At 68.7% G+C, this 22,986-nt stretch carries 25 protein-coding genes and 2 pseudogenes; 15 read left to right on the top strand and 12 right to left on the bottom strand.

Features of this window, described 5'->3' with window-relative positions:
• The 3 genes from A5712_RS32515 to lnt form a co-directional block, all read right to left on the bottom strand.
• The coding region (locus A5712_RS32515) for a PE family protein (RefSeq protein WP_068110826.1) at window positions 1-757 on the bottom strand (757 nt) is incomplete at its 3' end.
• 81 nt (window positions 758-838) lie between these two features.
• Window positions 839-1,564: an SHOCT domain-containing protein gene (locus A5712_RS23915; protein WP_068110823.1), complete on the bottom strand. Its 726-nt coding sequence runs from the start codon at window positions 1,562-1,564 to the stop codon at window positions 839-841.
• Window positions 1,561-3,051 carry an apolipoprotein N-acyltransferase gene (lnt, locus tag A5712_RS23910; RefSeq protein WP_369830427.1) on the bottom strand — a complete coding sequence of 497 codons (1,491 nt, stop codon included), beginning with the start codon at window positions 3,049-3,051 and terminating at the stop codon, window positions 1,561-1,563. Before lnt ends, A5712_RS23915 begins: the two co-directional genes overlap by 4 nt.
• A gap of 44 nt (window positions 3,052-3,095) precedes the next feature.
• Between lnt and A5712_RS23905 the strand changes: the two genes are divergently transcribed.
• From A5712_RS23905 to A5712_RS23895, 3 genes are all read left to right on the top strand, one after another.
• The gene (locus tag A5712_RS23905) at window positions 3,096-4,052 is read left to right on the top strand and encodes an SDR family oxidoreductase (protein WP_068110817.1); all 957 of its coding nucleotides are present in this window, start codon (window positions 3,096-3,098) and stop codon (window positions 4,050-4,052) included.
• Between the two features lie 13 nt (window positions 4,053-4,065).
• The gene (locus A5712_RS23900; RefSeq protein WP_068110814.1) at window positions 4,066-5,172 is read left to right on the top strand and encodes an SAM-dependent methyltransferase; all 1,107 of its coding nucleotides are present in this window, start codon (window positions 4,066-4,068) and stop codon (window positions 5,170-5,172) included.
• A gap of 73 nt (window positions 5,173-5,245) precedes the next feature.
• A complete protein-coding gene (locus A5712_RS23895; RefSeq protein ID WP_068110812.1) occupies window positions 5,246-5,665 on the top strand; it encodes a hypothetical protein in 420 nt (139 codons plus the stop codon).
• Between the two features lies 1 nt (window position 5,666).
• Here A5712_RS23895 and A5712_RS23890 read toward each other — a convergent pair whose 3' ends face one another.
• A complete protein-coding gene (locus A5712_RS23890) occupies window positions 5,667-7,352 on the bottom strand; it encodes an Hsp70 family protein (RefSeq protein ID WP_068110810.1) in 1,686 nt (561 codons plus the stop codon).
• Window positions 7,353-7,444: 92 nt separating this feature from the next.
• On the bottom strand, window positions 7,445-8,530 hold the full coding sequence (locus A5712_RS23885) for a dihydrodipicolinate reductase (RefSeq protein ID WP_068110844.1): 1,086 nt from the start codon (window positions 8,528-8,530) through the stop codon (window positions 7,445-7,447).
• A 95-nt stretch (window positions 8,531-8,625) separates the two neighbouring features.
• On the opposite strand from A5712_RS23885, the gene A5712_RS23880 reads away from it, so the two are divergent.
• The 3 genes from A5712_RS23880 to A5712_RS23870 all read left to right on the top strand — a co-directional run bounded on the left by A5712_RS23880 (window position 8,626) and on the right by A5712_RS23870 (window position 10,988).
• A complete protein-coding gene (locus tag A5712_RS23880) occupies window positions 8,626-8,973 on the top strand; it encodes an MmpS family transport accessory protein (RefSeq protein ID WP_068110808.1) in 348 nt (115 codons plus the stop codon).
• Window positions 8,974-8,983: 10 nt separating this feature from the next.
• Window positions 8,984-10,279: a cytochrome P450 gene (locus tag A5712_RS23875; RefSeq protein WP_068110805.1), complete on the top strand. Its 1,296-nt coding sequence runs from the start codon at window positions 8,984-8,986 to the stop codon at window positions 10,277-10,279.
• 169 nt (window positions 10,280-10,448) lie between these two features.
• Window positions 10,449-10,988, top strand: a complete 540-nt coding sequence (locus tag A5712_RS23870) for an ester cyclase (RefSeq protein WP_068110842.1) — start codon at window positions 10,449-10,451, stop codon at window positions 10,986-10,988.
• 4 nt (window positions 10,989-10,992) lie between these two features.
• On the opposite strand, the gene A5712_RS23865 is transcribed toward A5712_RS23870, so the two are convergent.
• Window positions 10,993-11,700, bottom strand: coding sequence for a haloacid dehalogenase type II (locus A5712_RS23865; protein WP_082973632.1), 708 nt, complete (start codon window positions 11,698-11,700; stop codon window positions 10,993-10,995).
• A gap of 58 nt (window positions 11,701-11,758) precedes the next feature.
• Here A5712_RS23865 and A5712_RS23860 point away from each other — a divergent pair, with 58 nt between their 5' ends.
• From A5712_RS23860 to A5712_RS23845, 4 genes are all read left to right on the top strand, one after another.
• Entirely contained in the window at window positions 11,759-12,112 is a 354-nt protein-coding gene (locus tag A5712_RS23860) for a YidH family protein (protein WP_068110802.1), read from the top strand.
• Window positions 12,109-12,447, top strand: a complete 339-nt coding sequence (locus tag A5712_RS23855) for a DUF202 domain-containing protein (protein ID WP_068110801.1) — start codon at window positions 12,109-12,111, stop codon at window positions 12,445-12,447. Before A5712_RS23860 ends, A5712_RS23855 begins: the two co-directional genes overlap by 4 nt.
• On the top strand, window positions 12,444-13,328 hold the full coding sequence (locus tag A5712_RS23850) for an alpha/beta fold hydrolase (protein WP_068110798.1): 885 nt from the start codon (window positions 12,444-12,446) through the stop codon (window positions 13,326-13,328). Before A5712_RS23855 ends, A5712_RS23850 begins: the two co-directional genes overlap by 4 nt.
• 84 nt (window positions 13,329-13,412) lie before the next feature.
• On the top strand, window positions 13,413-14,132 hold the full coding sequence (locus A5712_RS23845) for a cutinase family protein (RefSeq protein WP_068110794.1): 720 nt from the start codon (window positions 13,413-13,415) through the stop codon (window positions 14,130-14,132).
• Between the two features lie 4 nt (window positions 14,133-14,136).
• On the opposite strand, the gene A5712_RS23840 is transcribed toward A5712_RS23845, so the two are convergent.
• On the bottom strand, window positions 14,137-14,898 hold the full coding sequence (locus A5712_RS23840) for an Rv3717 family N-acetylmuramoyl-L-alanine amidase (RefSeq protein ID WP_068110791.1): 762 nt from the start codon (window positions 14,896-14,898) through the stop codon (window positions 14,137-14,139).
• A gap of 216 nt (window positions 14,899-15,114) precedes the next feature.
• Between A5712_RS23840 and A5712_RS23835 the strand changes: the two genes are divergently transcribed.
• Both A5712_RS23835 and A5712_RS32510 read left to right on the top strand, forming a co-directional pair.
• Window positions 15,115-15,978: an alpha/beta fold hydrolase gene (locus A5712_RS23835; RefSeq protein WP_068110788.1), complete on the top strand. Its 864-nt coding sequence runs from the start codon at window positions 15,115-15,117 to the stop codon at window positions 15,976-15,978.
• 97 nt (window positions 15,979-16,075) lie between these two features.
• Window positions 16,076-16,441 (top strand): ClpX C4-type zinc finger protein, encoded by a 366-nt coding sequence (locus A5712_RS32510; protein WP_068110783.1) that lies wholly within the window; start codon window positions 16,076-16,078, stop codon window positions 16,439-16,441.
• Between the two features lie 3 nt (window positions 16,442-16,444).
• Here the strand turns inward: A5712_RS32510 and A5712_RS23825 are convergent, their stop codons facing one another.
• From A5712_RS23825 to A5712_RS23810, 4 genes are all read right to left on the bottom strand, one after another.
• Window positions 16,445-17,101 (bottom strand): enoyl-CoA hydratase-related protein, encoded by a 657-nt coding sequence (locus A5712_RS23825; protein WP_068110779.1) that lies wholly within the window; start codon window positions 17,099-17,101, stop codon window positions 16,445-16,447.
• Entirely contained in the window at window positions 17,098-17,730 is a 633-nt protein-coding gene (locus A5712_RS23820) for a TetR/AcrR family transcriptional regulator (RefSeq protein ID WP_068110777.1), read from the bottom strand. Before A5712_RS23820 ends, A5712_RS23825 begins: the two co-directional genes overlap by 4 nt.
• Window positions 17,731-17,763: 33 nt before the next feature.
• Window positions 17,764-18,213, bottom strand: a complete 450-nt coding sequence (locus A5712_RS23815) for a DUF5994 family protein (protein WP_068110765.1) — start codon at window positions 18,211-18,213, stop codon at window positions 17,764-17,766.
• 225 nt (window positions 18,214-18,438) lie between these two features.
• The gene (locus tag A5712_RS23810; protein ID WP_068110762.1) at window positions 18,439-19,266 is read right to left on the bottom strand and encodes a DUF3060 domain-containing protein; all 828 of its coding nucleotides are present in this window, start codon (window positions 19,264-19,266) and stop codon (window positions 18,439-18,441) included.
• A 237-nt stretch (window positions 19,267-19,503) separates the two neighbouring features.
• Between A5712_RS23810 and A5712_RS23805 the strand changes: the two genes are divergently transcribed.
• Window positions 19,504-20,763, top strand: coding sequence for a hypothetical protein (locus A5712_RS23805; RefSeq protein ID WP_068110839.1), 1,260 nt, complete (start codon window positions 19,504-19,506; stop codon window positions 20,761-20,763).
• A 27-nt stretch (window positions 20,764-20,790) separates the two neighbouring features.
• Here A5712_RS23805 and A5712_RS31040 read toward each other — a convergent pair.
• Window positions 20,791-20,913 (bottom strand): annotated as a pseudogene (locus A5712_RS31040) (VOC family protein); the annotation flags it as partial.
• Window positions 20,914-21,221: 308 nt separating this feature from the next.
• On the opposite strand from A5712_RS31040, the pseudogene A5712_RS32505 reads away from it, so the two are divergent.
• Both A5712_RS32505 and A5712_RS23795 read left to right on the top strand, forming a co-directional pair.
• A pseudogene (locus A5712_RS32505) lies at window positions 21,222-22,163 on the top strand (PE family protein); the annotation flags it as partial.
• Window positions 22,164-22,168: 5 nt separating this feature from the next.
• Window positions 22,169-22,828 carry an SDR family NAD(P)-dependent oxidoreductase gene (locus A5712_RS23795; RefSeq protein ID WP_369830428.1) on the top strand — a complete coding sequence of 220 codons (660 nt, stop codon included), beginning with the start codon at window positions 22,169-22,171 and terminating at the stop codon, window positions 22,826-22,828.
• Window positions 22,829-22,986: the final 158 nt, after the last annotated feature.

Genomic DNA, 22,986 nt, shown 5'->3' with positions numbered 1-22,986 from the left:
TGACGTAGCGGCGGGATGGGCAGGGGCACTGCAGCTTTGTCGCGGTCGGAGTGATCCGGCTGCGCGCCATCGCCCGGCTGCGCCCGCCGCGCCGCTGGTGCCGGGCATCGCGACGCCGCCGCCAGCGCCCCACGTCATGGCGACTGCCTACCCGGCCGCGGCGGTGCTGCCGGGGTTGGACGGCGTCAGCGGCCATTCCGCCGCCGTCACCGGCGACCGCGCCGCCGCCGCCGGCATTGCCGCCTGGCGGGCCACCGGCCGCGGCCACCCGGCCGTCCCCGGTGGATGCGCCGGCGCCGGCGCCCACGTGGTTGGCGCTGACCGGCGCGGTGCCGACGCTGCCGGGCACGGGCCCGCCGCTGCCGGCATGTTGCGCGGCATCCATCGCCCCGTGGGCGGCGTTGCCGATCAGGTGCCCGGCGGGAGACTGGCTGGCCGCGCCGACGAATTCCTGCACCTTCTGCAGCGGCGACGCGTTGACGGCCTCGGTGCTGGCGTACGTTCCCGCGCTCGCGCGCAGCGCCTGGACAAACTGGTCGTGGTAATAAGCGGCTTGGGCGCCGGCGGCCTGGTAGGCCTTCGAGTGCGCGGAAAACAGCGCCGATACGAACGCCGACACCGCGTCGCCGCCCGGAGCTTCGACTCCCGCGGTCCCTGCCGCGGCGGTCGAGTTGGCCGCGTTGATCGTCGACCCGACCGAGGCCAGATCCCCGGCCGCCGCCGCCAACAGATGCGGCGTGGCGGTCACATGCGACATGAGCTACCTCCCAGCCCCAGGTCGACCTTGTACGGCGGATCGTAGCGCGGTCGGAACGGACATCCTAGGGTTCGGGCCGAATCAATGCCCCTCGAGGATCCGGCGCTTTTCGGCCTCGAACTCCTCCCCGGTCAACGCCCCGGAATCCCGCAGCGCCGCCAGCGTTTTGAGCCGCTCGAGGCGGACCCCCTCGTCGCTGGGTTCCACCGGGGTGGTCGGGGACACCGGCACCGGCGGTGGGTAGTAGGGGTTGGCCGCCACCACCGCCTTGCGCCGGGTGCGCGACAGCCACAGGCCCGACAGGATCGAGCCGACCAGTCCCGCCACGAACAGCCCGACGAACAACCACACCAGATAGCCGTACGAACTCTGGTGGCCGAAGGCCAGTCGCGGGTTGATGTATCCGTTGACCTGGCCGTCGGTGGTGATGTTGTAGGTGCCGGCGACGGGAATCTTGGCCACCCACACGCGCACGTGCGCGTCGTTGTTGACCGTCGTTGTGCTGCCGATGCTTTCGCTGAGCGCGGGTTGCGCGACCCCGTCGGGCGGCGCGATCGTCACCCCGAGCGGCGGCACCGGCAGGCCGCCGTTGGGACTGCCGACGACGACGGTGTGCAGGCTGATGGTGACCTCGCCGGCAGGCAGGTTCAGGCTGTTCGACCCCGGGATCGGCACTTCACCGTAGGCGTTGTACTTGTCCAAAAAGAACGCGTTGAGCACCAGCGCGACGATGAACCCGGCCACCGACACGACCATCAGCACGACGGCGGTGGACAGCGAAATCTTCGCGAGCCGACGGCTGGTCATGCACGCAGTGTGGCACCGCGGCCCAGGCGACGCCAGGTAAGCAGCGCGAAGCCGACGAGGATCACCACCGCCAGCACCGGCACCCAGTCCCCCAGCCGTACGTACGGCGTGGCGGTCGCTCCCAGCGGGACGTCGACCACGGTGACGCCCCGGAATCCGGACGGGCACCAGGCCAGGCGGTGGCCTCGGGCGTCGAAGGCCGAGCTGTCGCCGGACAACCCGACGTGTACCGCCGGGCGGCCCGCCTCGACCGCGCGGACCGCGGGCTGGGTGGCCAGCTGCGGCTGCGCCCAACTGCCCTGGAACGAGGACGTGGAGCTCTGGTAGACCAGCAACCCGGCGCCGAGCCGTGCCTCCCGGCGGGCCAGGTCGGAGAACAGGGTCTCGTAGCTGACCAGCGGCCCGATGGGCAGGTCGCCGGCGTGCAGCAGCACCGGGCCGGTCCCGCGCTGACGGTCCTGCGCGGCGGCCCGGCTGTGCCGGGTGATCCAGCCGAAAAGCGTTCGCAGCGGGACGTATTCGCCGAACGGCACCAGCCGGGTCTTGCGGTAACTACCCAACGCCCCGCGCTCCCCGACGAGCACCGCCGACTTGTAGATGCCGCCGCCCGGCGCGGGCGCGTCGACGTTGACCAGCAGGTCCGCGCCCACCCGCCGGGACAGGTCGGCGAGCCGGGCCAACACCTCCGGGTGGCCCGCGAGGTCCGATCCCACGCTGCTTTCACCCCACACCACCAGATCGAGCCGCTGCCCGGCGAGCCCCGCCGTCAGCGCCTCGCCGGCCGCTAGACGAGAGCCGGCGTCGGCGATCTGCCCGGGCTGCACGAGCGCCACGCGCACCGTCGCGCCGCCGGACGGCGACGGGCCCAGCCCGTACCACAACGGGCCCACGGCGACGCACACCACCGCGCACCCCAGCGCCACCGCACGGCCCAGAGTGTCGCGGTGCAGCAGCACACCGACCAGGGCCGTATTGCACGCGGCCACAAGGAAACTCGTCAACCACACCCCGCCCAGCGACGCCGACGCCAGCGTCACCGGCTGGGCGGCCTGCGACGCGCCCAGCGACGCCCACGAACCGCCCAGCGGCGGCCAGGACCGCACCATCTCGGCCACCACCCACGCGCTGGGCAGCACCACCACGGCCGCGACGGTGCGCCGAAAGCCGACGGGCGCCGACAACAACCGATGCGCCAGCCACCCCCACGGCAGCCACAGCGCACCCAGCCCGGCGGCCAACAACAGCAGCAGCGGGCCGGCGCTGGTCACCAGCCAGTACTGGGTGACCAGCACGAACCCGGCCACACCGCACCAGGCCCGCGCTGCCCCCGCCCAGGCGGACGGCGCCGCCCGCACCAGCAACAGCAGCGGAACCAGGCCGAACCAGGCCAGCCACCACCACGCGAGCGCGGGGAAGGCGAGCGCGGGCAGCGCACCGAGCACCAACGCGGCGATCAGATTTCCGCAGGGGTTCGCTGACCGCGACACAAAGAGCAGACTAGAACCGGGCTCATACGAGAGGAGTGAAACGCATGGCCAACGATCTCGTCGCCACGGTTCCCGACCTGTCGGGCAAGCTGGCAATCGTCACCGGGGCCAACAGCGGTCTGGGGTTCGGGCTGGCCCGGCGCCTGTCGGCCGCCGGCGCCGACGTCGTGATGGCGATCCGCAACCGGGCCAAGGGGGAAAAGGCGATCGAGGAAATCCGCGCCACGGTTCCCGACGCCAAGCTGACCATCAAGGCCCTCGACCTGTCCTCGCTGACCTCGGTCGCCGCGCTGGGCGAACAGCTCAACGCCGAGGGCCGCCCGATCGACATCCTGATCAACAACGCCGGCGTCATGACGCCACCGGAACGCGACACCACCGCCGACGGCTTCGAATTGCAGTTCGGCAGCAACCATCTCGGGCATTTCGCGCTGACCGGACACGTGCTGCCGCTGCTGCGCGCCGCCAAGGTCGCCCGCGTCGTCTCGCTGAGCAGCCTCGCCGCCCGCCAGAGCGGCAAGATCCACTTCGACGACCCGCAGTTCGAGAAGTCCTACGCCGCCATGTCGGCGTACGGCCAGTCGAAGCTCGCGGTGTTGATGTTCGCCCTCGAGCTCGACCGGCGCAGCCGCGCGGGCGGCTGGGGCATCGTGTCCAACGCCGCGCACCCCGGCCTGACAAAGACCAACCTGCAGATCGCCGGGCCCTCGCACGGCCGCGAACGGCCCGCCCTGATGGAGCGGCTGTACAAGGCGTCCTGGCGGTTCACGCCGTTCTTGTGGCAGGAGATCGACGAGGGGATCCTGCCGGCGCTGTATGCGGCCGCCGCGCCGCACGCCGAGGGCGGCGCCTTCTACGGGCCACGCGGGTTCCAGGAGCTGGCCGGCGGCGGGGTCGCCCTCGCCCGGGTGCCCAAGCTCGCCCAGAACGAGGACGACTGCCGGCGCCTCTGGGAGCTTTCCGAGCAGCTCACCGGAGTCAGCTATCCGGGGCCGAACTGACTATCGTTGGTGCATGCGGCCGGAACGTCGACTGCCCGAGTCGAGCATCGTGGTCCGGCCAGAGCCGACACACAGCGCGACCTATACCCAGTCGTCCCGGCTGCAGGCCGCCGGCCTGGCCCAGGGCATCGCCTTGTTCGAGCGCGCCGCCGAGCAGGTGCCGATCCCCGCGGCGCCGCAGCCGATCGTCATCGCCGACTACGGCGCCGCCAACGGGCACAACTCGCTGAAGCCGATGTCGGCCGGCATCGCGGTGCTGCGCCGTCGCACCCGCCACGACCACGCGATCCTGGTCGCGCACACCGACGTCCCGGACAACGACTTCACCGCGCTGTTTCGCACCCTGTCCGACGACCCGGACAGCTATTTACACACGGACACAGCGAGTTTCGCCTCGGCGATCGGGCGGTCGTTTTACGGTCAGATCCTGCCGTCGAACACGGTCAACCTCGGCTGGACGTCGTGGGCGACGCAGTGGGTGAGCCGGATCCCCTGCGAGCTAGAAGATCACGTGCACGTCGGCTACAGCAGCGACGACGCGGCCCGCGCGGCCTACGCGCACCAGGCCGCCGTCGACTGGAACGACTTCGTGGCGTTCCGCGGGCGCGAGTTGGCTCCCGACGGGCGGCTGGTGGTGATGACATCGGCGGTCGACGAGGACGGCACGTCGGGCTTCCGGCCGCTGCTCGACGCGATCGTCGCGGCGCTGGCCGACCAGGCGCGCGACGGCTCGCTCGGCGAGGACGAGCTGCGCCGCATGGCCATCCCCACATTCGCCCGCAGCGAGAAGGACTTTCACGCGCCGTTCGCGCCGAGCGGGCGGTTCGAGGGCCTGAGGATCGAGCATCTCGAGACATTCAACGCCGAGGACCGGTTCTGGGCCCGGCTCCAAATTGACGACGACGCAAACGCTTTCGGGGCGCAATGGGCGGGGTTCGCGCGGGCCGCGCTCTTTCCGGCCCTGGTGGGCGGGCTGAACGGCGGCGCCGGCGACCCGCGGGCGACCGCGTTCGTCGACCACCTGGAGACCGCCGTTGCTGAACGCCTGGCAACCGCGCCCGAGCCCATGCGGATTCCGATCGCCACGGTGGTTCTGGTCAAGCGCGGCCGATCGCAGTGACGAGAGTTTCGGCGCGCCGCCACAGCGGGTAACCCCCCTCAGATAGTCGCCACGACTCCAAAGGGGGTACGTCATGAGCGTGCAGGACGACAAAGTGGCTGGCCAGGAAGAGGACCAGCGGGCGACCGACCAGGAGTCGGGCGAACAAGACGATCGGCAGCAAACCGAAAAGCCGGAGCCGAACGAGGAGCACAAGGAAAAGGCCGCCGAGATGATGACGGCCTACGAAGAGCGCCCCACTCTGGTGCTGCCGGGTTCCGGTGCGATGGTGTCGGGCACGGCGGTCAACGATTGGCTGGACGACGAGGGCAACCCGAAATCCGAGACGCCCGAGGGTGCCGACTCGAACGCCGGCTCGGACCAGCAGGACGACGAAGGCAGAGACCCCGAAGCCTACAAAGAGCAAATCGAGAAGGATAAGGCCCTGAACGAAGAGCTGAAGAAGGCCTCGGCCGAGGAGAACAAGGGCGAAAAGCGCCCCAGCGGAAGCTGATTCAGCGGGCGCGCGGAGCGAGCTGGCTCAGTAGGGTCGGGATTTCCGGGAAGCCCGGGATCGGTTCGTTGATCCCCGGGATTGGCGGCAGGGCCGGGATCGCGGGGATCCGCGGCATCCGTGGCAGGGGCGGCTCGGCGACTGCCGGCGGCGGCGCGGGCGACTCGGCCGGTGCGACGGGCTCTTGGGCCGCCGGCGGCGGCTCGGGGCTCGGCGCATCGCTCGGGGGCGGCGGGCTCGGCTCGGCGCTCGGCGGCGGGGGCGGCGGCTGTGTCACCGGGGCGGGCGGCGCCGACGAGGGCGCCGGGGATGCCGGAGTGGTGTTGCCGGCCGGCGCCGGCGCGGGCTTGCTGCTGGACCCCAGGCCGATCGCCAGCGCGGCGCCCACAAGCAGGAGCGCCAGCAGGGCGCCGATGACAATCAGCGGGGCCAACCGCCGCCAGATGGACTTGTTGAATTCCGGGGGCGCGACCACGGCGGGCTCGGGAACCGGTGCCGGGCTCGCGGACGTGGGGCCGGCGCCGGTGGCCTCCGACCAGGCCATCGCGGGCGCCGTCCCGGGTGACGGCGCCTCGGCCGTCGCGGTCCCAGCGCCACGACGACCCGGCCAGGCGCGCGCGGTTGCCGTCGCCATCGCGGGAGCCGGTGCCGTCGCCGGCGCGGCCGGAATCAGCGCGGTCGCAGTGTCATCTACCGGTCCCGGCGCGACGCGCAGCGCGGCCCCGATTGCCGCGGTCAGTTGGGGCTGCGGCGTCGTGATGACCGGCACGCGGAAATGTCCCGACAGGGTCGTGGTGACGGCCGGGATGTTCGCCCCGCCGCCCACCGAAACCACCGCGGCCAGATCGCGAATCCCGTTGCGCCGCAATGCCTCGTCGAGCACCGCCACGAAGTTGGTCAGCGGCTGGCGAATGGCGTCCTCGAGTTCGTTTCTGGTAAGCCGGATGTCGCTGACGGCCAGGGAAGTCACCGTGGTCGACGAGAGCTGCTCCTTGGCGCCGCGGCACCCGCTGCGCAGCGGGCTCAGCGAGCCGATGCCTGGCGCGTCGGCCATGACGGCGGTGAGCAGCGCCTGGTCGATCATGTCGCCGGAGAAGTCGGGATAGCGCACGGTCGGGGCGAGGGCCTGGTAGTTGCCGGCGGCGTCCATCAGCGTGATGCTGGTGCCGCTGCCGCCGAAATCGCACACGGCCACGGTGCCGCGCGCGGGGATGCCCGGGTTGGCCCGCACCGCGAACAAGGTCGCGGCGGCATCGGGGATCAGCACCAGCGGCCGCGCGGGATCCTTCCATTCGGACACGCCGCCCAGCGCGGCGCCCAGGGCGTGCACGGAGTTGTCGGACCAATGGGCGGGATAGGTCACCGCGATGTTTTCGGGCAGCGGGCGCCCACCGGTCACCGCGTACGCCAGCGCGCGCATCGCGTCGGCGATCAACGCGCCGCCGCGGTGCACCGAGCCGTCGGCGGCCCGGATTCCATCCGGATCCGCGACCCGGTTCACGAAACCGGTGATGACCACGCCCGGCTCGTCGAGTCGAGGGTTTTCCGAGGGGACGCCCACCTCGGGTGGGCGTTCGCGGTAGAGCGTGAGGACCGGCTTGCGCGTGATTACGAGATTGGCGGTCGCGGCCGCGAGGTTGGTGGAACCAATTGACAGGCCCAGTGCGGGCCTCACCCTATCGACCATGTATCAATCCCCACTTCAGCAGCACGGCTAATCGTGCCGGGGGAACCTATAGCCAGTCTCTGCGCCTGCTATGCGTCAGCTGTATAAGCGCGTCAGCGAATGGAGCCCGCCCCGGCGATCAGCGGAAGGTCGAGCGGGGTGACCCAGCCCGGCCGCAAGTCGTTGACCGCCGGCACGGCGTTGAGCGCCCGCATTCCGGTGGCCAGGCAGCCGGCGGTGGCCGGGTCCCGGCCCGAGCCGTCGGTGAACCGGAACGCGGTCTCCTGGAAGATGCTCGGGGTGCCCTCGATGTCCACCCGGTAGACGTCGTTGTCGTGGCCCGACGGCCAGTCGGGGGCGGCGTCGTTCCCGATCCGGTTGACGTGTTCGAGCTGGATGCGCGTCTCGCCCTTGTAGATGCCGTTGATGGTGAACCGGACGGCGGCGACGTGCCCGGGCTTGATCACGCCCTTGGCCGTCGTGCGCTCGGTGGGCGTCACCCACTTGTCCCAGGTGGTGGTGATCTCGTCGAGCATGATGCCCGCCGCGTGCGCGATCATCGGCACGGTCGCGCCCCACGCGAAGATGAGCACGCTGGGGTTCTCCAGCATCGGGCTGAATTCGGGCTCGCGGCCGATGCCCATCTCGACCTCGTAGTCGCCCTCGTAGTTGGTGTAGTCCAGCAGCTCGGAGGCCCGCACGCGGCGCACCTCCGAGCAGACGCCCATCAGGGTCATGGGAAACAGGTCGTTAGCGAACCCCGGGTCGATGCCGGTGGTGAAGCACGACGATCCGCCCAGCTCACAGGCCTCGGTGATGGGCTCGATCCAGTTGGGCGGGTTGAGGTGCATGGTCGGCCAGACCCACGGCGTCATCGCGGTCGAGCAGACGTCGATGCCGGCCCGCAGGAACCGCGTGATCAGCGCGATGTTGGCGTCGGCGTGCATGGCGGTCGGGCCGTAGTGCACCAGCGCGTCGGGGCGCAACGCGATCAGCGCGTCGACGTCGTCGGTCGCGACGATGCCGATCGGCTCCGGCAGCCCGCAGATGTCGCCGACGTCGCGGCCGATCTTGTTGGGGTTGCTGACGCCGACGCCCACCAACTCGAACAGTGGATGCTTGACGATCTCGGCGATCACCATGCTGCCGACGAATCCGGTGCCCCAGACCACCACGCGCTTTGGGTCGTGTCCCGACATACACACCTTCCTGACCATCAGCCCCCGGTTCACCCTAAGCATGGCCGCGATCGGCATCTAGACCAGGCGATGTTTGTGGTACACGATGTGAAACCATGACCAGTCATCTGCGCGGGCCGTCGATCCTGTTGGCGATCGGCGTCGGGCTCGCAACCGGGTGCGGCGTCGCGAACGCCGGGCCCGAAAACCCCAGGGTCACCTACGAGGTGAGCGGCCCCGCCGTCGCCGAATACATCTCGTATCAAACCGACAACGGTCAGCTGCACGCCGTGAACGCCAAGCTGCCCTGGTCGACGCAGTTCACCGGTTACGGCGGCGAGGTGTTCGTGATCAGCGCCCAGGGGCCGGGTCCCATCTCGTGCAAGATCAAGCTCGACGGCAATGTGGTCAGCGACGCGACGGCGACGACGGGGACGCCGGCCAGAACCGTGTGCACGCACTGAGTGGCCGGCCGTGTCACTTAAGACAGGTATCGCGACTCGCGCGAACGGGGCGCCACCGCCCGAGATCCCGCTGGCCGACATCCATCTCGAGTCGCTCGAGTTCTGGGGGTACGACGACGACTACCGCGACGGTGCCTTCGCCACCCTGCGCCGCGAGGCGCCGCTGTCGTTCTGGCCGGCGGTCGAGTACGAGGGGTTCGAGGCCGGCAACGGGTATTGGGCGCTGACCAAGCTCGACGACGTGCACTACGCCAGCCGCCATCCGGACATCTTCAGCTCCGCCGGCGGCATCACGATCGGTGACCAGATGCCGGAGTTGGCCGAGTATTTCGGCTCGATGATCGTGACCGACGATCCCCGGCATCAGCGGCTGCGCTCGATCGTCAGCCGGGCGTTCACCCCGAAGGTGGTGGCGCGCATCGAGGCGTCGGTGCGCGAGCGGGCACACCGGCTGGTGTCGTCGCTGATCGCCAATCATCCCGACGGCGAGGCCGATCTGGTCAGCGAGCTGGCCGGGCCGCTGCCACTGCAGATCATCTGCGACATGATGGGCATCCCCGAGGAGGACCATCAGCGCGTATTTCATTGGACCAACGTCATTCTCGGGTTCGGTGACCCCGACCTGTCGACCGATTTCGGTGAGTTCACGCAGGTTTCGATGGACATCGGCGCCTATGCCGCCGCGCTGGCCGAGGACCGCCGCGTCAACCACCACGACGACCTCACGACGAGCCTGGTGGAGGCCGAGGTCGACGGCGAGCGCCTGACGTCCCAAGAGATCGCGTCGTTCTTCATCCTGCTTGTCGTCGCGGGCAACGAGACCACACGCAACGCGATCAGCCACGGCGTGCTCGCGCTGTCCCGCTACCCCGACGAGCGGGATAAGTGGTGGGCCAACTATGACGCCCTGGCCCCCACCGCCGTCGAGGAGATCGTGCGGTGGGCCTCCCCGGTGGTCTACATGCGGCGCACCGTGACCCGCGACACCGAGCTGAGCGGAGTCAAGCTGGCGGCCGGCGACAAGGCCGCGCTGTGGTACAACTCAGCGAACCGCGACGAGTCAAAGTTCGCCAACCCGTGGATGTTCGACGTGGCCCGCGATCCCAACCCGCATCTCGGCTTCGGCGGCGGCGGCGCCCATTTCTGCCTGGGCGCCAACCTCGCCCGCCGCGAGATCAGGGTCGTCTTCGACGAATTGCGCCGCGAGATCCCCGACATCGTCGCGGTCGATGAACCCGCCAGGCTGCTGTCGCAATTCATCCATGGCATCAAGAGGCTGCCGGTCGCCTGGACGCCGAGGAGCTGAGCATCTGGTTGTGGGCGGTCCGCCGCGTCGGATCTCTCTGAGAAGGGGTATCACCCTTCAAAACTTGATAGCGCATGCGCTATCAAGTTTTGAGACAGCCACACCCCTTCGCTGAGCCGGGCATGCCAGAAGCACCCAACCCGGGTTTACGCTGACCAGCGTGACCGACGTGACCGTTCCCGCGTTTCCCTCCCCCGACGTGCTGGCCGCCCGCGAGAAGCTGGTGCTCGACCACTTTCACGACGAGGTCCGCCAGGCCTGGGACGACGTGCTGGCGACCTTCCCGCACCCGCGCTACGAGCTGATCCCGCAGATGATCGTCCACGACGGCGACGAGGCGGTGCGCGGCTACTACGTCTACACGAGGACCGCGTTCCCCGATCAGGACCACGAGATCATCGCGCTGCGGCACAGCGCCGACGCGGTGATCGTCGAGTTCTGGCTGATGGGCACCCACCGCGGATATCTCGGCAAGGTCCCGCCCACCGGCAGCCGGTTCCGGGTCCGGATGAACGCCTACTTCGTGTTCGACGACGCCGAAACGCTTGTCTGCGAACGCATTTACTTCGACACGCTGACCATGATCAAGCAGCTGCTGGGCGGGCTCGACATGAAGAAACCGGGCAACTGGTTGCTGGCAGCCCGATGCGTGCGCGGCTTCCTGTCCATGTCGTCGGAGAAGCCGGACCCCGCACTGACTTCCGAGTAGACCGCTAACAGCCGAGTTGTGCTGCCAGGTCCAGGAAGTCGGACGCGTTGACGTCGAACTCGTCGGAGTAGGCCACGTCGGCGTCGCCGTCGGCCCCGAACTCCAGCGGGCGCGCGACGAAGGCCGTCGCGAAACCCAGCCCGCCCGCCGCGCGGATGTCGTACTTGTGGCTGGCCACCATCATGATCTCGGCGGGCTGCAGGCCGAGGTAGGTCGCGGCCATGCGATAGATCGCCGGGTCGGGCTTGAACACCCCGGCCATTTCGGCGGCGAAGATCGCGTCCCAGGGCAGGCCCGCGCGCTTGGAGAGGTTGACCACCGCTGACACGTCGGCGTTCGACAGGGTGGCCAGCGTGTACAAGCGCTTCAACCGCGTCAGCCCGGGCACCACGTCGGGCCACGGCCGCAGCCGCTGCCAGGCCAGGGTGAGCTCGTCGCGCTCGGCGTCCGAGAAGCCCGCGATGCCATAGTCGGAAAGGACGCCATCCAAAGCGCGCCGATACACCGAGTGCACGGACACCCAGCCACTCCCCTGCGCGCCGTCCAAAGCCGCGAAGTAGCCTGCGCGCCAACGCCGCACAAAGTCGCCCCAGTCGACACGCGGGTGCCGGCCCGCGCTGATCCGCGCCGCCTCTTCGCACACTGTCGAATAGAAATCCGTCGCCGTGCCCTGCACGTCGAACAACAGCGCCTTGACCACAAGCCTCATCATGCAGGCTAAAATCTGCCACGTCGAAACGCTTGACCATCCATGCCGAGGCGGGTAGTTCGTGGCCGAACCTGACGAGCGCGAGCCCGACTACCGCTTCACCTTCGCCAACGAGCGAACCTTCCTGGCCTGGCAGCGCACCGCGCTGGGCCTGCTCGCCGCGGCGGTCGCGCTGGTGCAGCTGGTTCCCGAGCTGACCGTGCCCGGAGCGCGGCGCGCGCTCGGCATCGGGCTCGCCGTGCTGGCGACCCTCACCAGCGGAATGGGTCTGGTGCGCTGGCGGCAGGCGGATGTCGCCATGCGCCACGGTGATCCCTTGCCCCGCCATCCCACCCCGGCCTACCTCGCGGTGGGCCTCAGCGTGGTGGGGCTGGTCGCGATCGGGCTGGTGATCGCCAAGGCGGTCATGGGTTGAGCGACGCGACGCGAACAGTTCACCCGCGGGCCAACGAGCCGGCCGACCGGACGACGCTGGCGTGGACGCGGACGGCCTTCGCGTTCCTGGCCAACGGCGCGCTGCTGATGATCAGGAACCTGCACGGCCCCGTCGGGCCGTGGCAGTTGGTCCCCGCCCTTCTCGCCGCCGTCGTCGCGCTGGGCACCTACCTGATCGCGGTGCAACGCCAGCACACGCTGCAGCGGCAGCCACTGCCGGCGCGGATCACCCCGCGTCGGCAGGTGTACGGCATCGGGGCCGCCGTGCTGGTGCTCATCGTCGTAACCACTGTCGCCCAGCTGGTTGAGCGATGAAGGCGCTGCGTGTTCCCGCCGGGGTCGATGCGCGTGACATCACTGTTCAGGGCATCCGCACGCGGATCTTCGAGATCGATCCCCACAACGGCGTCACCCCGCTGATACTGCTGCACGGCGGTGGCCTCGACTCGGCGCTGGTGTCGTTTGGTTCGGCGCTGGTGGCGCTCGGCGAGCGCCGGCGCGTCATCGCTCCCGACCTCCCGGGATACGGCGAAACCGAGTTCCCGGAGTCGTCGTTTTCCATCCCGTGGTACCGCGACTGGGTCGCCGACCTGATTCGCGCCTCCGGCTTCGATCGCGTCGATCTCGGCGGGCTTTCGCTCGGCGGTTGGATCACGCTCGAGATGGCCATCACCCGCCCCGATGCGGTGCGTCGCGTCGTCGCGATCAATCCGGGCGGCATCACCGAGAAGTTCAAGTTCATGCGCACCGCCGACTGGGTCGCGCACCATCCAGGGCTGGGAAAGCGAATGAACAAGCTCGCGGTGAGCCTGGGTCGCGGGGTCGTTCGCGCGCAGTTGCGCGCCAACCTCGGCATGAAGAACGCCTCGGCGCTGTCCGACGACTTGATCGACGCGGTCATCATCAGCGGCAAGCTCCCGCATGCGGGCGAAGCGTTCGCCGCCACGCAACGATGGGCATTCGGCGCGGGACCGGAGGGCCTGTCGCTGGTGTCCAAGCTGCCGCGCATCACGGCCAGGACGCTGATTCTGGCCGGGCGCGACGACAGGCTCGTGCCGGTGGCCGATTCGATTCGGGCCTCGCGACTCGTCCAGGACGGACAGGTGCGGGTCCTCGAGCCTTGTGGGCACTGGCTCGTGCGCGATCGCCCCACGGAATTTGTCCAGGCGGTGAATCAATTCCTCGACGCCGCCTGACGGGTTGTGTTACCAGAGAAATGTCATGAAAGTTCAAGGAAATTCCCAGGTTTGGGGCCCTGCGCATTTGGGCAAGTTTTTGGCATGATCGCACGTCACTTCACTCGCTTCGCTGTTTCTGCGGCAGCGGCGGTGTCGGGCATTGGCGCCACCGTTGTCGCGCCCGCCATCCCCCTTGCCTTGGCCCAATGTCCGGACGTCCAGGTGGTCTTCGCCCGCGGCACCGGCGAGGACCCCGGCGTCGGGCCGACCGGCCAGGCGTTCGTCGACAACCTGCGCTCGCGCATCGGCGGACGGTCGCTCGACGTCTATCCCGTCAACTACCCCGCCAGCAATGAGTGGGCCACCGGCCTCGACGGCATCAAGGACGCCGGCTTCCACGTCGAGGACATGGCGAAGACCTGCCCGAACACCAAGATGGTGCTGGGCGGCTACTCGCAGGGCGCGGCCGTCATGGGCTTCGTCACCTCGGCCGCGGTACCGGACGGGGTCGACCCCGCGACCGTGCCGAAACCGATGGACCCCTCCGTGGCCGATCACGTCTCGTCGGTCGTGCTCTTCGGCATGCCCAACGTCCGCGCGATGAACTTCCTCAACCAGCCCCCGGTCGCCATCGGCCCGCTGTATCAGACGAAGACCATCAAGGTGTGCGCGCCGGAGGACCCGGTCTGCTCGGACGGGATGAACTTCGCCGCGCATAACACCTACGCCTCCGACGGGGAGATGATCGACAAGGGCGCGGCGTTCGCGGCCAGCCATCTCGGCGGCAACGCGGCGACGCCCAGCGGAGGCTTCGGGACCTGAGCCGCTAGGCGGGGCCTTTGGCGTTCAGGAACGCGACGATCCCCGCCGTGACGGCGGCGGCATACTTCGCCTGGCCGTCGGGGCTCTGCATCCGCGCGGCCTCGTCCGGGTTCTTCATGTTGCCCAGCTCGATCAGGACGGCCGGGTAGTGGGCCAGGTTGAGCCCGGCGAGGTCGGCGCGGCCGTACAGGCCGTCCGAGCCGGCATAAGTCGACGGGTGAAAGCCCGCCTGCACCAGGGCATCCCGCATGGTGCGCGCGAGCTGGACGGCCGGGCCGGCCTGGACGTCGTTCAGGGGCGGGCTGGAGTAGTTCACGTGGAATCCCGAGCCGGAGGCGGGGCCGCCGTCGGCGTGGATGCTCACGATCGCGTCGGGGTGCATCGCGTTGGCGGCCGCCGCGCGTGCATCGACGCACGGCCCGACGGAGTTGTCGTCGGCGCGCGACAGCTGCGTGTGGACCCCCATCGAGTTGAGTTGAGCACTGATCAGTCCCACGACGGCCCAGGTGAATGCGTGCTCGGGGTAGCCGTCGGCGGTGGCGGCGCCCGACGTCTGGCACTCCTTGGTGCCCCCGCGGCCGTTCGGCACCTGTTGGCTGATCGAGGCGTCGTTCACGGCGTTGTGGCCAGGGTCGAGGAAGACGCCCATCCCTGCGATGCCGGCGCGTGCGTGTGGCGCGTCCGCCAAGGCGACCCCGACGAGCGCCGGTGCGACCGCGGCGTATCTCAACACGTCGCGCCGTGAAACGGACCCCGGGGCACCCACCCGCGCGATAGTAACAACCTGTCTCGGCCGCACCCCTGTCTCGATGCAGCAAAGATTGACAACCGCCCCGATCGGCCGGCAACTCCGCCTGACAAACTGGGCTATTAGCATCACCGAAGCGAGTCGAAACAGTTTCCGGGTAAACCCTTTTCGCGGCGACGCCGTCATGCAGGCGATCGAAAAGCGCTGGTGTGAGTTTCAGGAAGGAGAAGTCCCGTGCCCTACTCAACCGAACACGACGGGTTCAAGCTCTACTACGAGCGCTGCGGGCAGGGTGTCCCGGTCGTCCTGATCCACGGCAATCCCGGCGACCACACGGAGTACTCCAGAGTCGTCCCCCAGCTCAAGGCACGGGCGGACGTCACCGTGGTCGACTTGCGCGGTTACGGCAAGTCGGACAAGCACCTGGAGGACCCGACCGCCTACGCACTCAATCGCCAGGTCGGCAGCGTCATCGCACTGCTCGAAGAACTAGGTATCAGCAACGCCGTGCTGGGCGGGTACGACATCGGCAGCTTCACCGCCCAGACGATCGCGGCCACCCGGCCCGATCTGGTGCGATCGCTGGTAATCGCACCGCCCACCATGGGCGTTGGGCGACGGATTCTCGAAGAGGACGCGGTGAACGCGTTCGTGCACGCCATCTTCTACAAATCCGAACTGGTCGAGGAAATCATCGACGGGAAGCCCGACGCCGTCCGCGCGGCACTCAAGGAAAACCTGGTGAACTGGTCGGCGCCCGGATCGACAATCGTCGACGATCTCCTGGACCACTTAACCGAGAACCACTCCGCACCCGGGGCCTTCCTGGCCGGCGTTCTGTGGTTCCGCAACGCTGAGGGAAACCCCATCACCTACTACGCCAACGAGACAACACCGGCCCGCGAAGACAGGTTCGCCAAGCCCGTGACCATCTTGTGGCCCGACCAGGATCCGTTGTTCCCGCAGACATGGAGCGACACCCTCGATGACTTCTACGCGGACTTCACCCTCGAATTCCTCGACAACTGCGGCCATTTCAGCCCACTGGAGTCGCCCGACACCTGGTCCAGGCACCTGCTGGAGCACATCAGTCGCTGACCGCCGGCCACGACACCTGAACACCAGCCCACGCCCTTGTCAGGGCGGCCCTGACGCCGTAGTGTGTCAGGCATAGCCTGACAACCAGGGAGTCCCGATGAGCCCCACCAAGCAGACCGCCCAGATCTGGTGTTCGTTCTGCGGCAAGTCCAACACCGAGGTCGACAAGCTGGTGGCCGGACCGGGCGTGCAGATCTGCAACGAATGCATCGAGCTGTCGCAGGCCATCATCGACGAGTACCGCGGCAAGCCGAACGAGCTTCGGATGCCGATCTGGGAGTCGTGGAGCGATCAGCAGATGCTCGACCACATCCCCCGCATGGCGGTAGTGGCCCAGCGGGTCGAGGCCGACCTGCGCTCGTGGGTGAGCGAGCTGCGCCGGCGCGGGGTCACCTGGGCGAAAATCGGTCAGACGCTGGGCATCACGCGCCAGTCGGCGTGGGAGCGGTTCTCCGGCGAGTAGGTATCAGGCGTCGGTCAGCGCCTGCGCCGCGCCGCGGAACATGGTCTGCTTGATCGCGCCGAGTGTGCCTGGGTCCTTGCCGGACAACGGGCGCAGCAGGTCGGTGGCCGCGGCGGTCACCTCGCCTTCGCTGGCGGTGGCGTCGACGATGCCGAACTCGACGGCCTCGGTCCCGCCGAAGCGTCGCCCGGTGGTCATCGACGCGATCGCGGCCCGCGGGGTGAGCTTGGCCTGGATCAGCGCGGCCATGCCGTCGGTGAACGGGATACGGATGTCGACCTCGGGAAAGCAGAAGTAGCCCCGGTCGGCGCGCATCACCCGCACGTCGTGGGCCATCGCGAGCATGGCGCCGGCGCCGAAGGCGTGCCCGGTGACCGCGGCGGCGGTCGGCGTCGGGAAGGTCAGGACGCGGGCCAGCAAGGCTTGCACCCGTCCGACGTAGGACTGGGTCTGCTCGGCGTGGGCGGAAAGCCAGTCCAGGTCCAGCCCGTTGGTGTAGAACTTGCCGCGCCCGGTGGTGACGAGGCCCTGCGCCCCGGCGGCCTCGATCTCGTCTAGGTGGGCGTTGATGGCGTCGAGAAACTCGGGTGAGAACCGGTTTTCGTCCTCGCCGAGGTCGACGACGGCGATCTTGTCGTCCCAGGCCAGTGTTGGTGTCATTTCTTGTTCCTTTCTGTGCTTCTGCGTCGCAACGGCGGTGGGCCGACGGCCAGCACGGCGCGGACCGCGGCGCGCAGTCGTTCCCGCGCGTCTGGATCGTGGATTCGCTTGCGTTCCAACAGGATTGCGGTCGGCAGGTCGACGATGCACATGGTGATGACGTCGACGGCCGCGCCGTCCTTGCGGTCCCACACGGCGCGGGCCAGCCGGATCATCGCCTCGACCAGCAGCCGGTCCAGATCCCTTAGCTGGGCGGCGATGTCGGCCGGTGTTTCGGGCCCCAGCAGCTCGTCGCGGCGCACCGTCAGGATCAGCTGCGAGGAGTGCGGATACTGCTCGGCGAACACCGCCGGCGCCTCGGCCGCCGCCACCACCGCTTCGGCGGGGTCGCCGTCGAGCGCGGCGTCGATCAATTCGCCTTGCGCGCTGAGGAATCGGTACCCGGCCCGCAGCCAGGCGCGGCCCACCAAGCCCGCGCGCGAGCCGAACGTGTGGTAGAGCGCGCCATTGGAGACGCCCGTCGCGTTGCTGATCGCGCGGATCGTGACGGCGGCCGGTCCGGACTGGGCCGCCAGCAATTCCGCGGCATCGAGGATCCGGTCCTGGTCGTGGACGCGTGGACGGGGCACCCCGGCAGCATAACAGAGCGGTTGCTCTGTTATCTACGCGGTTGGCGCTGCCTGGTCACATTGCCGTTGCGCAGCAGAGAGGACGCAGCCGGCGGTCACGTACGCGCGCTTGTTGCGGTCGGCGCAGTCGATGGGCAGGTCGGCGGCCAGGCGCAGCACCATCTGGGCGAGCGCGGAGTTGGTCGCGTACGGGACGACCAGGAGGTTCGCGCACGCGTCCCAGCCGTTGATCGTCATCACGTGCTGGCGCTTGTGCTCCCATCCCGGCCAGTTCAGGTCGGGTGGTCGTTGCAGCGGTGACCAGTTGACGTTGATGGATTTGATGTCGCCGAGCAGCGGGGTCAGCACCGCGACCAGGGAGGGCAGCTCGTTCGCGATGCGGTCCACGCGCGGCCACCACGCGCCGTCGATGTCGTGGCCCAATTCGCGCGCCACGCACACCCGTATCGGGTTGGTTCCGTGCCGGCCCCGGAGGTGCTGCATCGGTGCATGTTGCACCGCGCGATCGGTTGCTGTTTCCACGGGCAGTTCCTTCACGGTCGGCGTCGACCGCCCCTGGCGCTGGGGCGACGGAGGAATCGCATTGCCTGTGGATGCCGCGGAGAGCACCGCTGACAACGAAACGGCTCGTTTTCAAACGCTACGCCAGTGCCTCGCCGCCGCGTCGCGTGGGTCTGCTTCGAGGAGCCGACGGCGTCGTAAGCCAATTCAGCCCTGCTGAATGTTGTTGTCGTAGCCCGAATTTGTGATCTTCGGCGTGCCCGTGTGATAGGTGACGTTGTTGCTGTATCCGGAGACGGTGATGGCGTCGACGCTGTCGAGGTTGACCTTGTTGTTGTAGCTGGAGATCGCGAGGCCGGCGCAGTGGCCGGTGACGTTGAATTCGTTGCCGTAGCTTGAGATCTTCACGTTGCCGTCGTTACAGGTGTCGACGCGGACCACGTTGCTGTATCCGGTCGACTCGATGGCGTCGGAGTTGTCGACCGTAACGTTGTTGTCGTAGCCGCCCACCGTGAGGCTGGCGCAGTGGCCGGTGATCACGTACTTGCTGTCGTATGCGGCAAGCGTGAGCTTGCCGTTGTTGCAGGAGATCGTCCTGGCCTGCGAGTTGTCGCTGACGCGCAGCTCGCCGCCCCACGGCACCGCGGTGGGACCGCTGGACGTCGTCCTGCCGGCGCCGCCTCTCGAGATCGAACTACTTATGGACGACCTGGTGAACATCATCACCAGGCTGATGATGATCGGCACCACGACCGCCAGCAGCACGAGGACGAGGTACCAGGGGTAGGACCTACGCCGCGGCTGCGGGGCGCCCCAGGGGAATGGCCCGCCACTTGAATAGGTCGGGCCGCTGCTGTAGGTCGGGCCGCTGCTGTAGGTCGGGGCGCTGTAGGTCGCGCCGCCCGTGTACGGCGGCGGGTTTTCCGTGTACGTCTCGCCCCCCGTGTACGGGGGCGGGCTTTGCGGCGGCCGCGTGACGTCGGCAAGCTCGCGTTCCAACTCGCGGATCCGCTTTTCGGGATCGTCGTCCTTCATTTGCCAAATGGTTCCACATCCGCAGCTGGGCGGACAGCCCTCAATTTGCCGGGGTCTGGCGGTTCCTGGGGCCGCTCCGCGTCCCTGGTGAATTCCTCCTGAATAGGCGCCGAAGCGAGGGTTCGAGCGGACACCTCGGTGTAACGTCCGCACTCGCCAGCCGCCCATCTCGGCCTGCTCGCTCGCACGCCGACGGATCTTTGGGGGTGCCTCGTGAGCACATCCGAGACGGCCGACGTGTCGGCGACGACCGACGCCGACGAGGTCGTGGTGTCGTTGCATGACGAGGCCCTGCTGGTCGGCGGTGACCCGGCCGCCGTCGAGTCCTATCTGGCGCGGCTGCGGGCGGCCGCCGGGCAGGCGATGCAAGTCGCCGGGATCGACGGTGGCTCGCTGGCCGGGCTGGCCTCGCTGCTGGCCGACTCCGGCAAGTACGTCCAGCTGCACCGCGAGAGTCTCGACGCGTTGCAGGACGGCAACCTCGTTCCCTTGAGCGACGGCGTCTTTCGGGTTGTGACGAACGCTGAGTTCTTCGCGCCCCTGCAGTGGCGACCGGCGCTGCTCGGATCGGAAGCGATCGCGTCGGCGCAGCTGATCGCGGTGCAGATGGCGTTGACGTCCGCGGTTGCCCAGGTGGAAGACGCCGTCCGGCGCGTGGAGGACAAGGTCGACTCGGTGCTCGAGGTGGCCCGGGCCCAGCGTGCCGGCGACGTGCTGGGCAATAGCCTGACGATTTCGCGGATGGTCGACTCGCTGGAGAAATATGGGTCGCTGCCCGATGCGTACTGGGAGTCGGTGGCCGCCCTGGGGCCGGCGCTGAATGTCACCGTCGAGCAGCTGCGCAACCATGTCCGGCGCGTCGTGGCGTCGTTCGATCACACCCTCGGCGTGCAGCACCGCGCCGAGAAGCTGCGAAACGCGGTCAGCGACAACCGGCTTGGCGAAACCCTGAGCCTGTTGGTGATCGCGGAAGGGGCGCTGCACAAGTGGCAGCGGCTGAACCTCGCGCGCATCGAGGCGACACAACCCGAGCAGCTGCTGCGCGCGATCGACGAAGCCCGCGAGCTCGTCGACCATCATCTCCGCGAAGACGTCGACATCTACGGCCGTGCGACGGAGGTCCTCGACCGGTTCGCGAGGCCGGCGGTGCTCGACGGCTTCCGATTTTGGGCGGTGCGGGAGCTGGCCCGACAGCGTCGCGCGGTTCGCGACGAGCTCGACCGCTTCGCGCAGGCGCGCCACCACCAGGTCGAAACCTGGGAGGACTTCCACATTCCGAGCGTGTTCGATGCCGCCTTCGCCACCATCGGGGCGGTTGGAACGACCACGGGCCACGCGTTGGTGGCAGTGGGCCGCGGGCTCGTTTGGGTAGGGGGTCAGCTGGCAGGGCCGTTACGGGGCAAACATCCCGAAGAACAACGAAACACAAGCCACGGCAAGAACTCTGAAGGCCAGTCCGGCAGTTCCGGACTCGAGGAAGCCGATCAGTCGTACTGAGCAAACGGTCGCGCTGGCGAAAGCCGGCTACATCTGCTGCGCCGGCTTCAGCACGCTGAACACTGCGCCCTGGGGGTCCATCAAGACGGCCGACCGTCCCACGGACGGTATGTCGAATGGCTCGGCGATGACCTGCCCGCCACTCGGCGCGACGAGCTCGCGGCCAATTCCCGGACACCGGTTTTCAAGCTACCACCCGCCGAAACCGGTAGCCGGAGCGAGCGAAATCCTAAGTAACGAACGGTAATTCGAGGAGGTGGACGTCGGCGTGACTGCCGTGGTGGCCGCATCCGGCCGGCGTTGGTCACGCCGAAGCACTATGCGATGTGCCTACCTGATCAGCGGGCCGCTCATTGCGACGTTTGCGGAAACGTGAACTCTCTGGGCCGGGCAGCGATACGGTGCCACTTACTGATTCGGTGGCGATCGGGCGGTCGCCGTCTTGGTTGGAGGTCGGGATGTCGTATGTGATCGCGGCGCCGGAGTTTGTGACGGCTGCGGCTTCGGATTTGGCGAATATCGGCGGCGCGATCGGCGCCGCGAATGCGGCGGCGACGGGCCCGACGACCGGCATGTTCGCCGCCGGCGCCGACGAAGTTTCGACGGCGGTGGCGTCGCTGTTTTCCAGCCACGGAGAGGCCTTTCAGGCCCTGAGTGCTCAGGCGGCGGCGTTTCATGACCAGTTCGTGCGGACCTTGACCGCGGGTGCGGGCATGTATGCGGCCACCGAGGCGGCCAACGCCTCGCCGTTGCAGACGTTGGGAGACGACATCCTGGCGGTGATCAACGCGCCCACCAATTTGTTGTTGGGGACCCCGTTGATCGGCGACGGCACCAATGGCGCGCCGGGAACCGGCCAGGCCGGCGGGCCGGGCGGGATCTTGTGGGGCAACGGCGGTAACGGCGGGTCCGGCGCGCCGGGGCAGCCGGGCGGTCGAGGCGGTAACGCCTGGCTCTTCGGCAACGGCGGCCAGGGCGGGGCCGGCGGGGCGGGCATCACCGGCACCACGGGGACCTCCAGCGCCAAGGGCGGGACCGGCGGCAACGGCGGCATCGGCGGGGCCGGCGGTAACGGCGGGATATTTTTCGGCAACGGCGGCGCCGGCGCCGCGGGCGGTATTGGCGGGGTCGGCGGGACGGGCGGCCTTGGAACCCCGGGGACCGTCGGCTCGATCAACGGCGGAAACGGAACCGACGGCGGCACCGGCGGCACCGGCGGCATCGGTGGGGCCGGCGGCCAGGCCGAGGGATTGGCGGGATTGTTCGGTGGCCATGCCGGCGGCAACGGCCTCAGCGGCACCGGTGGCGACGGCGGCCACGGTGGCCAGGGCGGCCAGGGCGCTAACGCCACCGGCACCGGCGGCAACGGCGGTCACGGCGGCAACGGCGGGGCCGCCGGCCCGGCATCGACATCGACGAACAGCGTGCGCGAGCGATTGCCGGCGAGATCGTCGGCCGGGGAGGCACTGCCGTCCCGATCGTCGCCGATATGACCGACCCCGTGCAGGTCGGTCGGGCGATCGATGACGTCGTCGCGGCGCTTGGCGGTGTTGATGTCTGCGTCGACATCATCGGTGGCGCGACCTGGTCGAAGGTCGAGGACTTCACTACCCAAATGTGGGACGCGACAATTCGTTACAACCTGACCCAGGTCTACTACCTTTTTCAAGCCGTCTCTAGGCACATGATCGGCCAGCGCACCGGAGGATCGTTGGTCGCTATCGCCTCGGTCGACGGCATTGCGGCGGCGACCTACCATGCCGCCTACGGCGCCGCCAAGGCCGGCGTCATCTCGCTCGTCAAAACCTTCGCCGACGAACTAGGGCGCTACGGCATTCGCGCCAACGCGGTCGCGCCGGGCAATGTGGGCACCGGCAACGAGGACCAGCCGCCAAACGAGTACGCCGTCAATGGAATTAACCCGCTGGCGGCGCCCCGCGCGCATGACATCGCCAACGCCGCGTTGTTCCTGTCCTCCGAGCTGGCCGCCCGGATCACCGGTCAGACACTTGTCGTCGACGGCGGTGCCACCATTCGACAGCTATGGGCCTGCCCGAGGCGATGATTTGGAGACCGTGTATTAGCAACTGCATGACGACGAAGCCATGCATGGAGGAGCATGGGAAGGCTCGCGTCTAACCCATGCAGCCTGTCAGCACCACTCGAGGCAGCCGACAGTAGCCCGAGCACAGTTCCGCCGCTTGTCGATTCCCGCGGCCGGCT

Source organism: Mycobacterium sp. E2327, from assembly GCF_001672675.1.
GTDB lineage: Bacteria > Actinomycetota > Actinomycetes > Mycobacteriales > Mycobacteriaceae > Mycobacterium.
Note: the sequence above shows the minus strand (reverse complement) of the source record. Positions and strands in the feature narration are given on the sequence as shown.

Excerpts from the sequence above, each read along its gene's own strand:
- A5712_RS23915 (WP_068110823.1), bottom strand. The coding sequence starts at position 1,564 with ATGACCAGCCGTCGGCTCGCGAAGATTTCGCTGTCCACCGCCGTCGTG.
- A5712_RS23905 (WP_068110817.1), top strand. The coding sequence starts at position 3,096 with ATGGCCAACGATCTCGTCGCCACGGTTCCCGACCTGTCGGGCAAGCTG.
- A5712_RS23900 (WP_068110814.1), top strand. The coding sequence starts at position 4,066 with ATGCGGCCGGAACGTCGACTGCCCGAGTCGAGCATCGTGGTCCGGCCA.
- A5712_RS23895 (WP_068110812.1), top strand. The coding sequence starts at position 5,246 with ATGAGCGTGCAGGACGACAAAGTGGCTGGCCAGGAAGAGGACCAGCGG.
- A5712_RS23890 (WP_068110810.1), bottom strand. The coding sequence starts at position 7,352 with ATGGTCGATAGGGTGAGGCCCGCACTGGGCCTGTCAATTGGTTCCACC.
- A5712_RS23885 (WP_068110844.1), bottom strand. The coding sequence starts at position 8,530 with ATGTCGGGACACGACCCAAAGCGCGTGGTGGTCTGGGGCACCGGATTC.
- A5712_RS23880 (WP_068110808.1), top strand. The coding sequence starts at position 8,626 with ATGACCAGTCATCTGCGCGGGCCGTCGATCCTGTTGGCGATCGGCGTC.
- A5712_RS23865 (WP_082973632.1), bottom strand. The coding sequence starts at position 11,700 with ATGATGAGGCTTGTGGTCAAGGCGCTGTTGTTCGACGTGCAGGGCACG.
- A5712_RS23850 (WP_068110798.1), top strand. The coding sequence starts at position 12,444 with ATGAAGGCGCTGCGTGTTCCCGCCGGGGTCGATGCGCGTGACATCACT.
- A5712_RS23845 (WP_068110794.1), top strand. The coding sequence starts at position 13,413 with ATGATCGCACGTCACTTCACTCGCTTCGCTGTTTCTGCGGCAGCGGCG.
- A5712_RS32510 (WP_068110783.1), top strand. The coding sequence starts at position 16,076 with ATGAGCCCCACCAAGCAGACCGCCCAGATCTGGTGTTCGTTCTGCGGC.
- A5712_RS23825 (WP_068110779.1), bottom strand. The coding sequence starts at position 17,101 with ATGACACCAACACTGGCCTGGGACGACAAGATCGCCGTCGTCGACCTC.
- A5712_RS23815 (WP_068110765.1), bottom strand. The coding sequence starts at position 18,213 with ATGCAGCACCTCCGGGGCCGGCACGGAACCAACCCGATACGGGTGTGC.
- A5712_RS23810 (WP_068110762.1), bottom strand. The coding sequence starts at position 19,266 with ATGAAGGACGACGATCCCGAAAAGCGGATCCGCGAGTTGGAACGCGAG.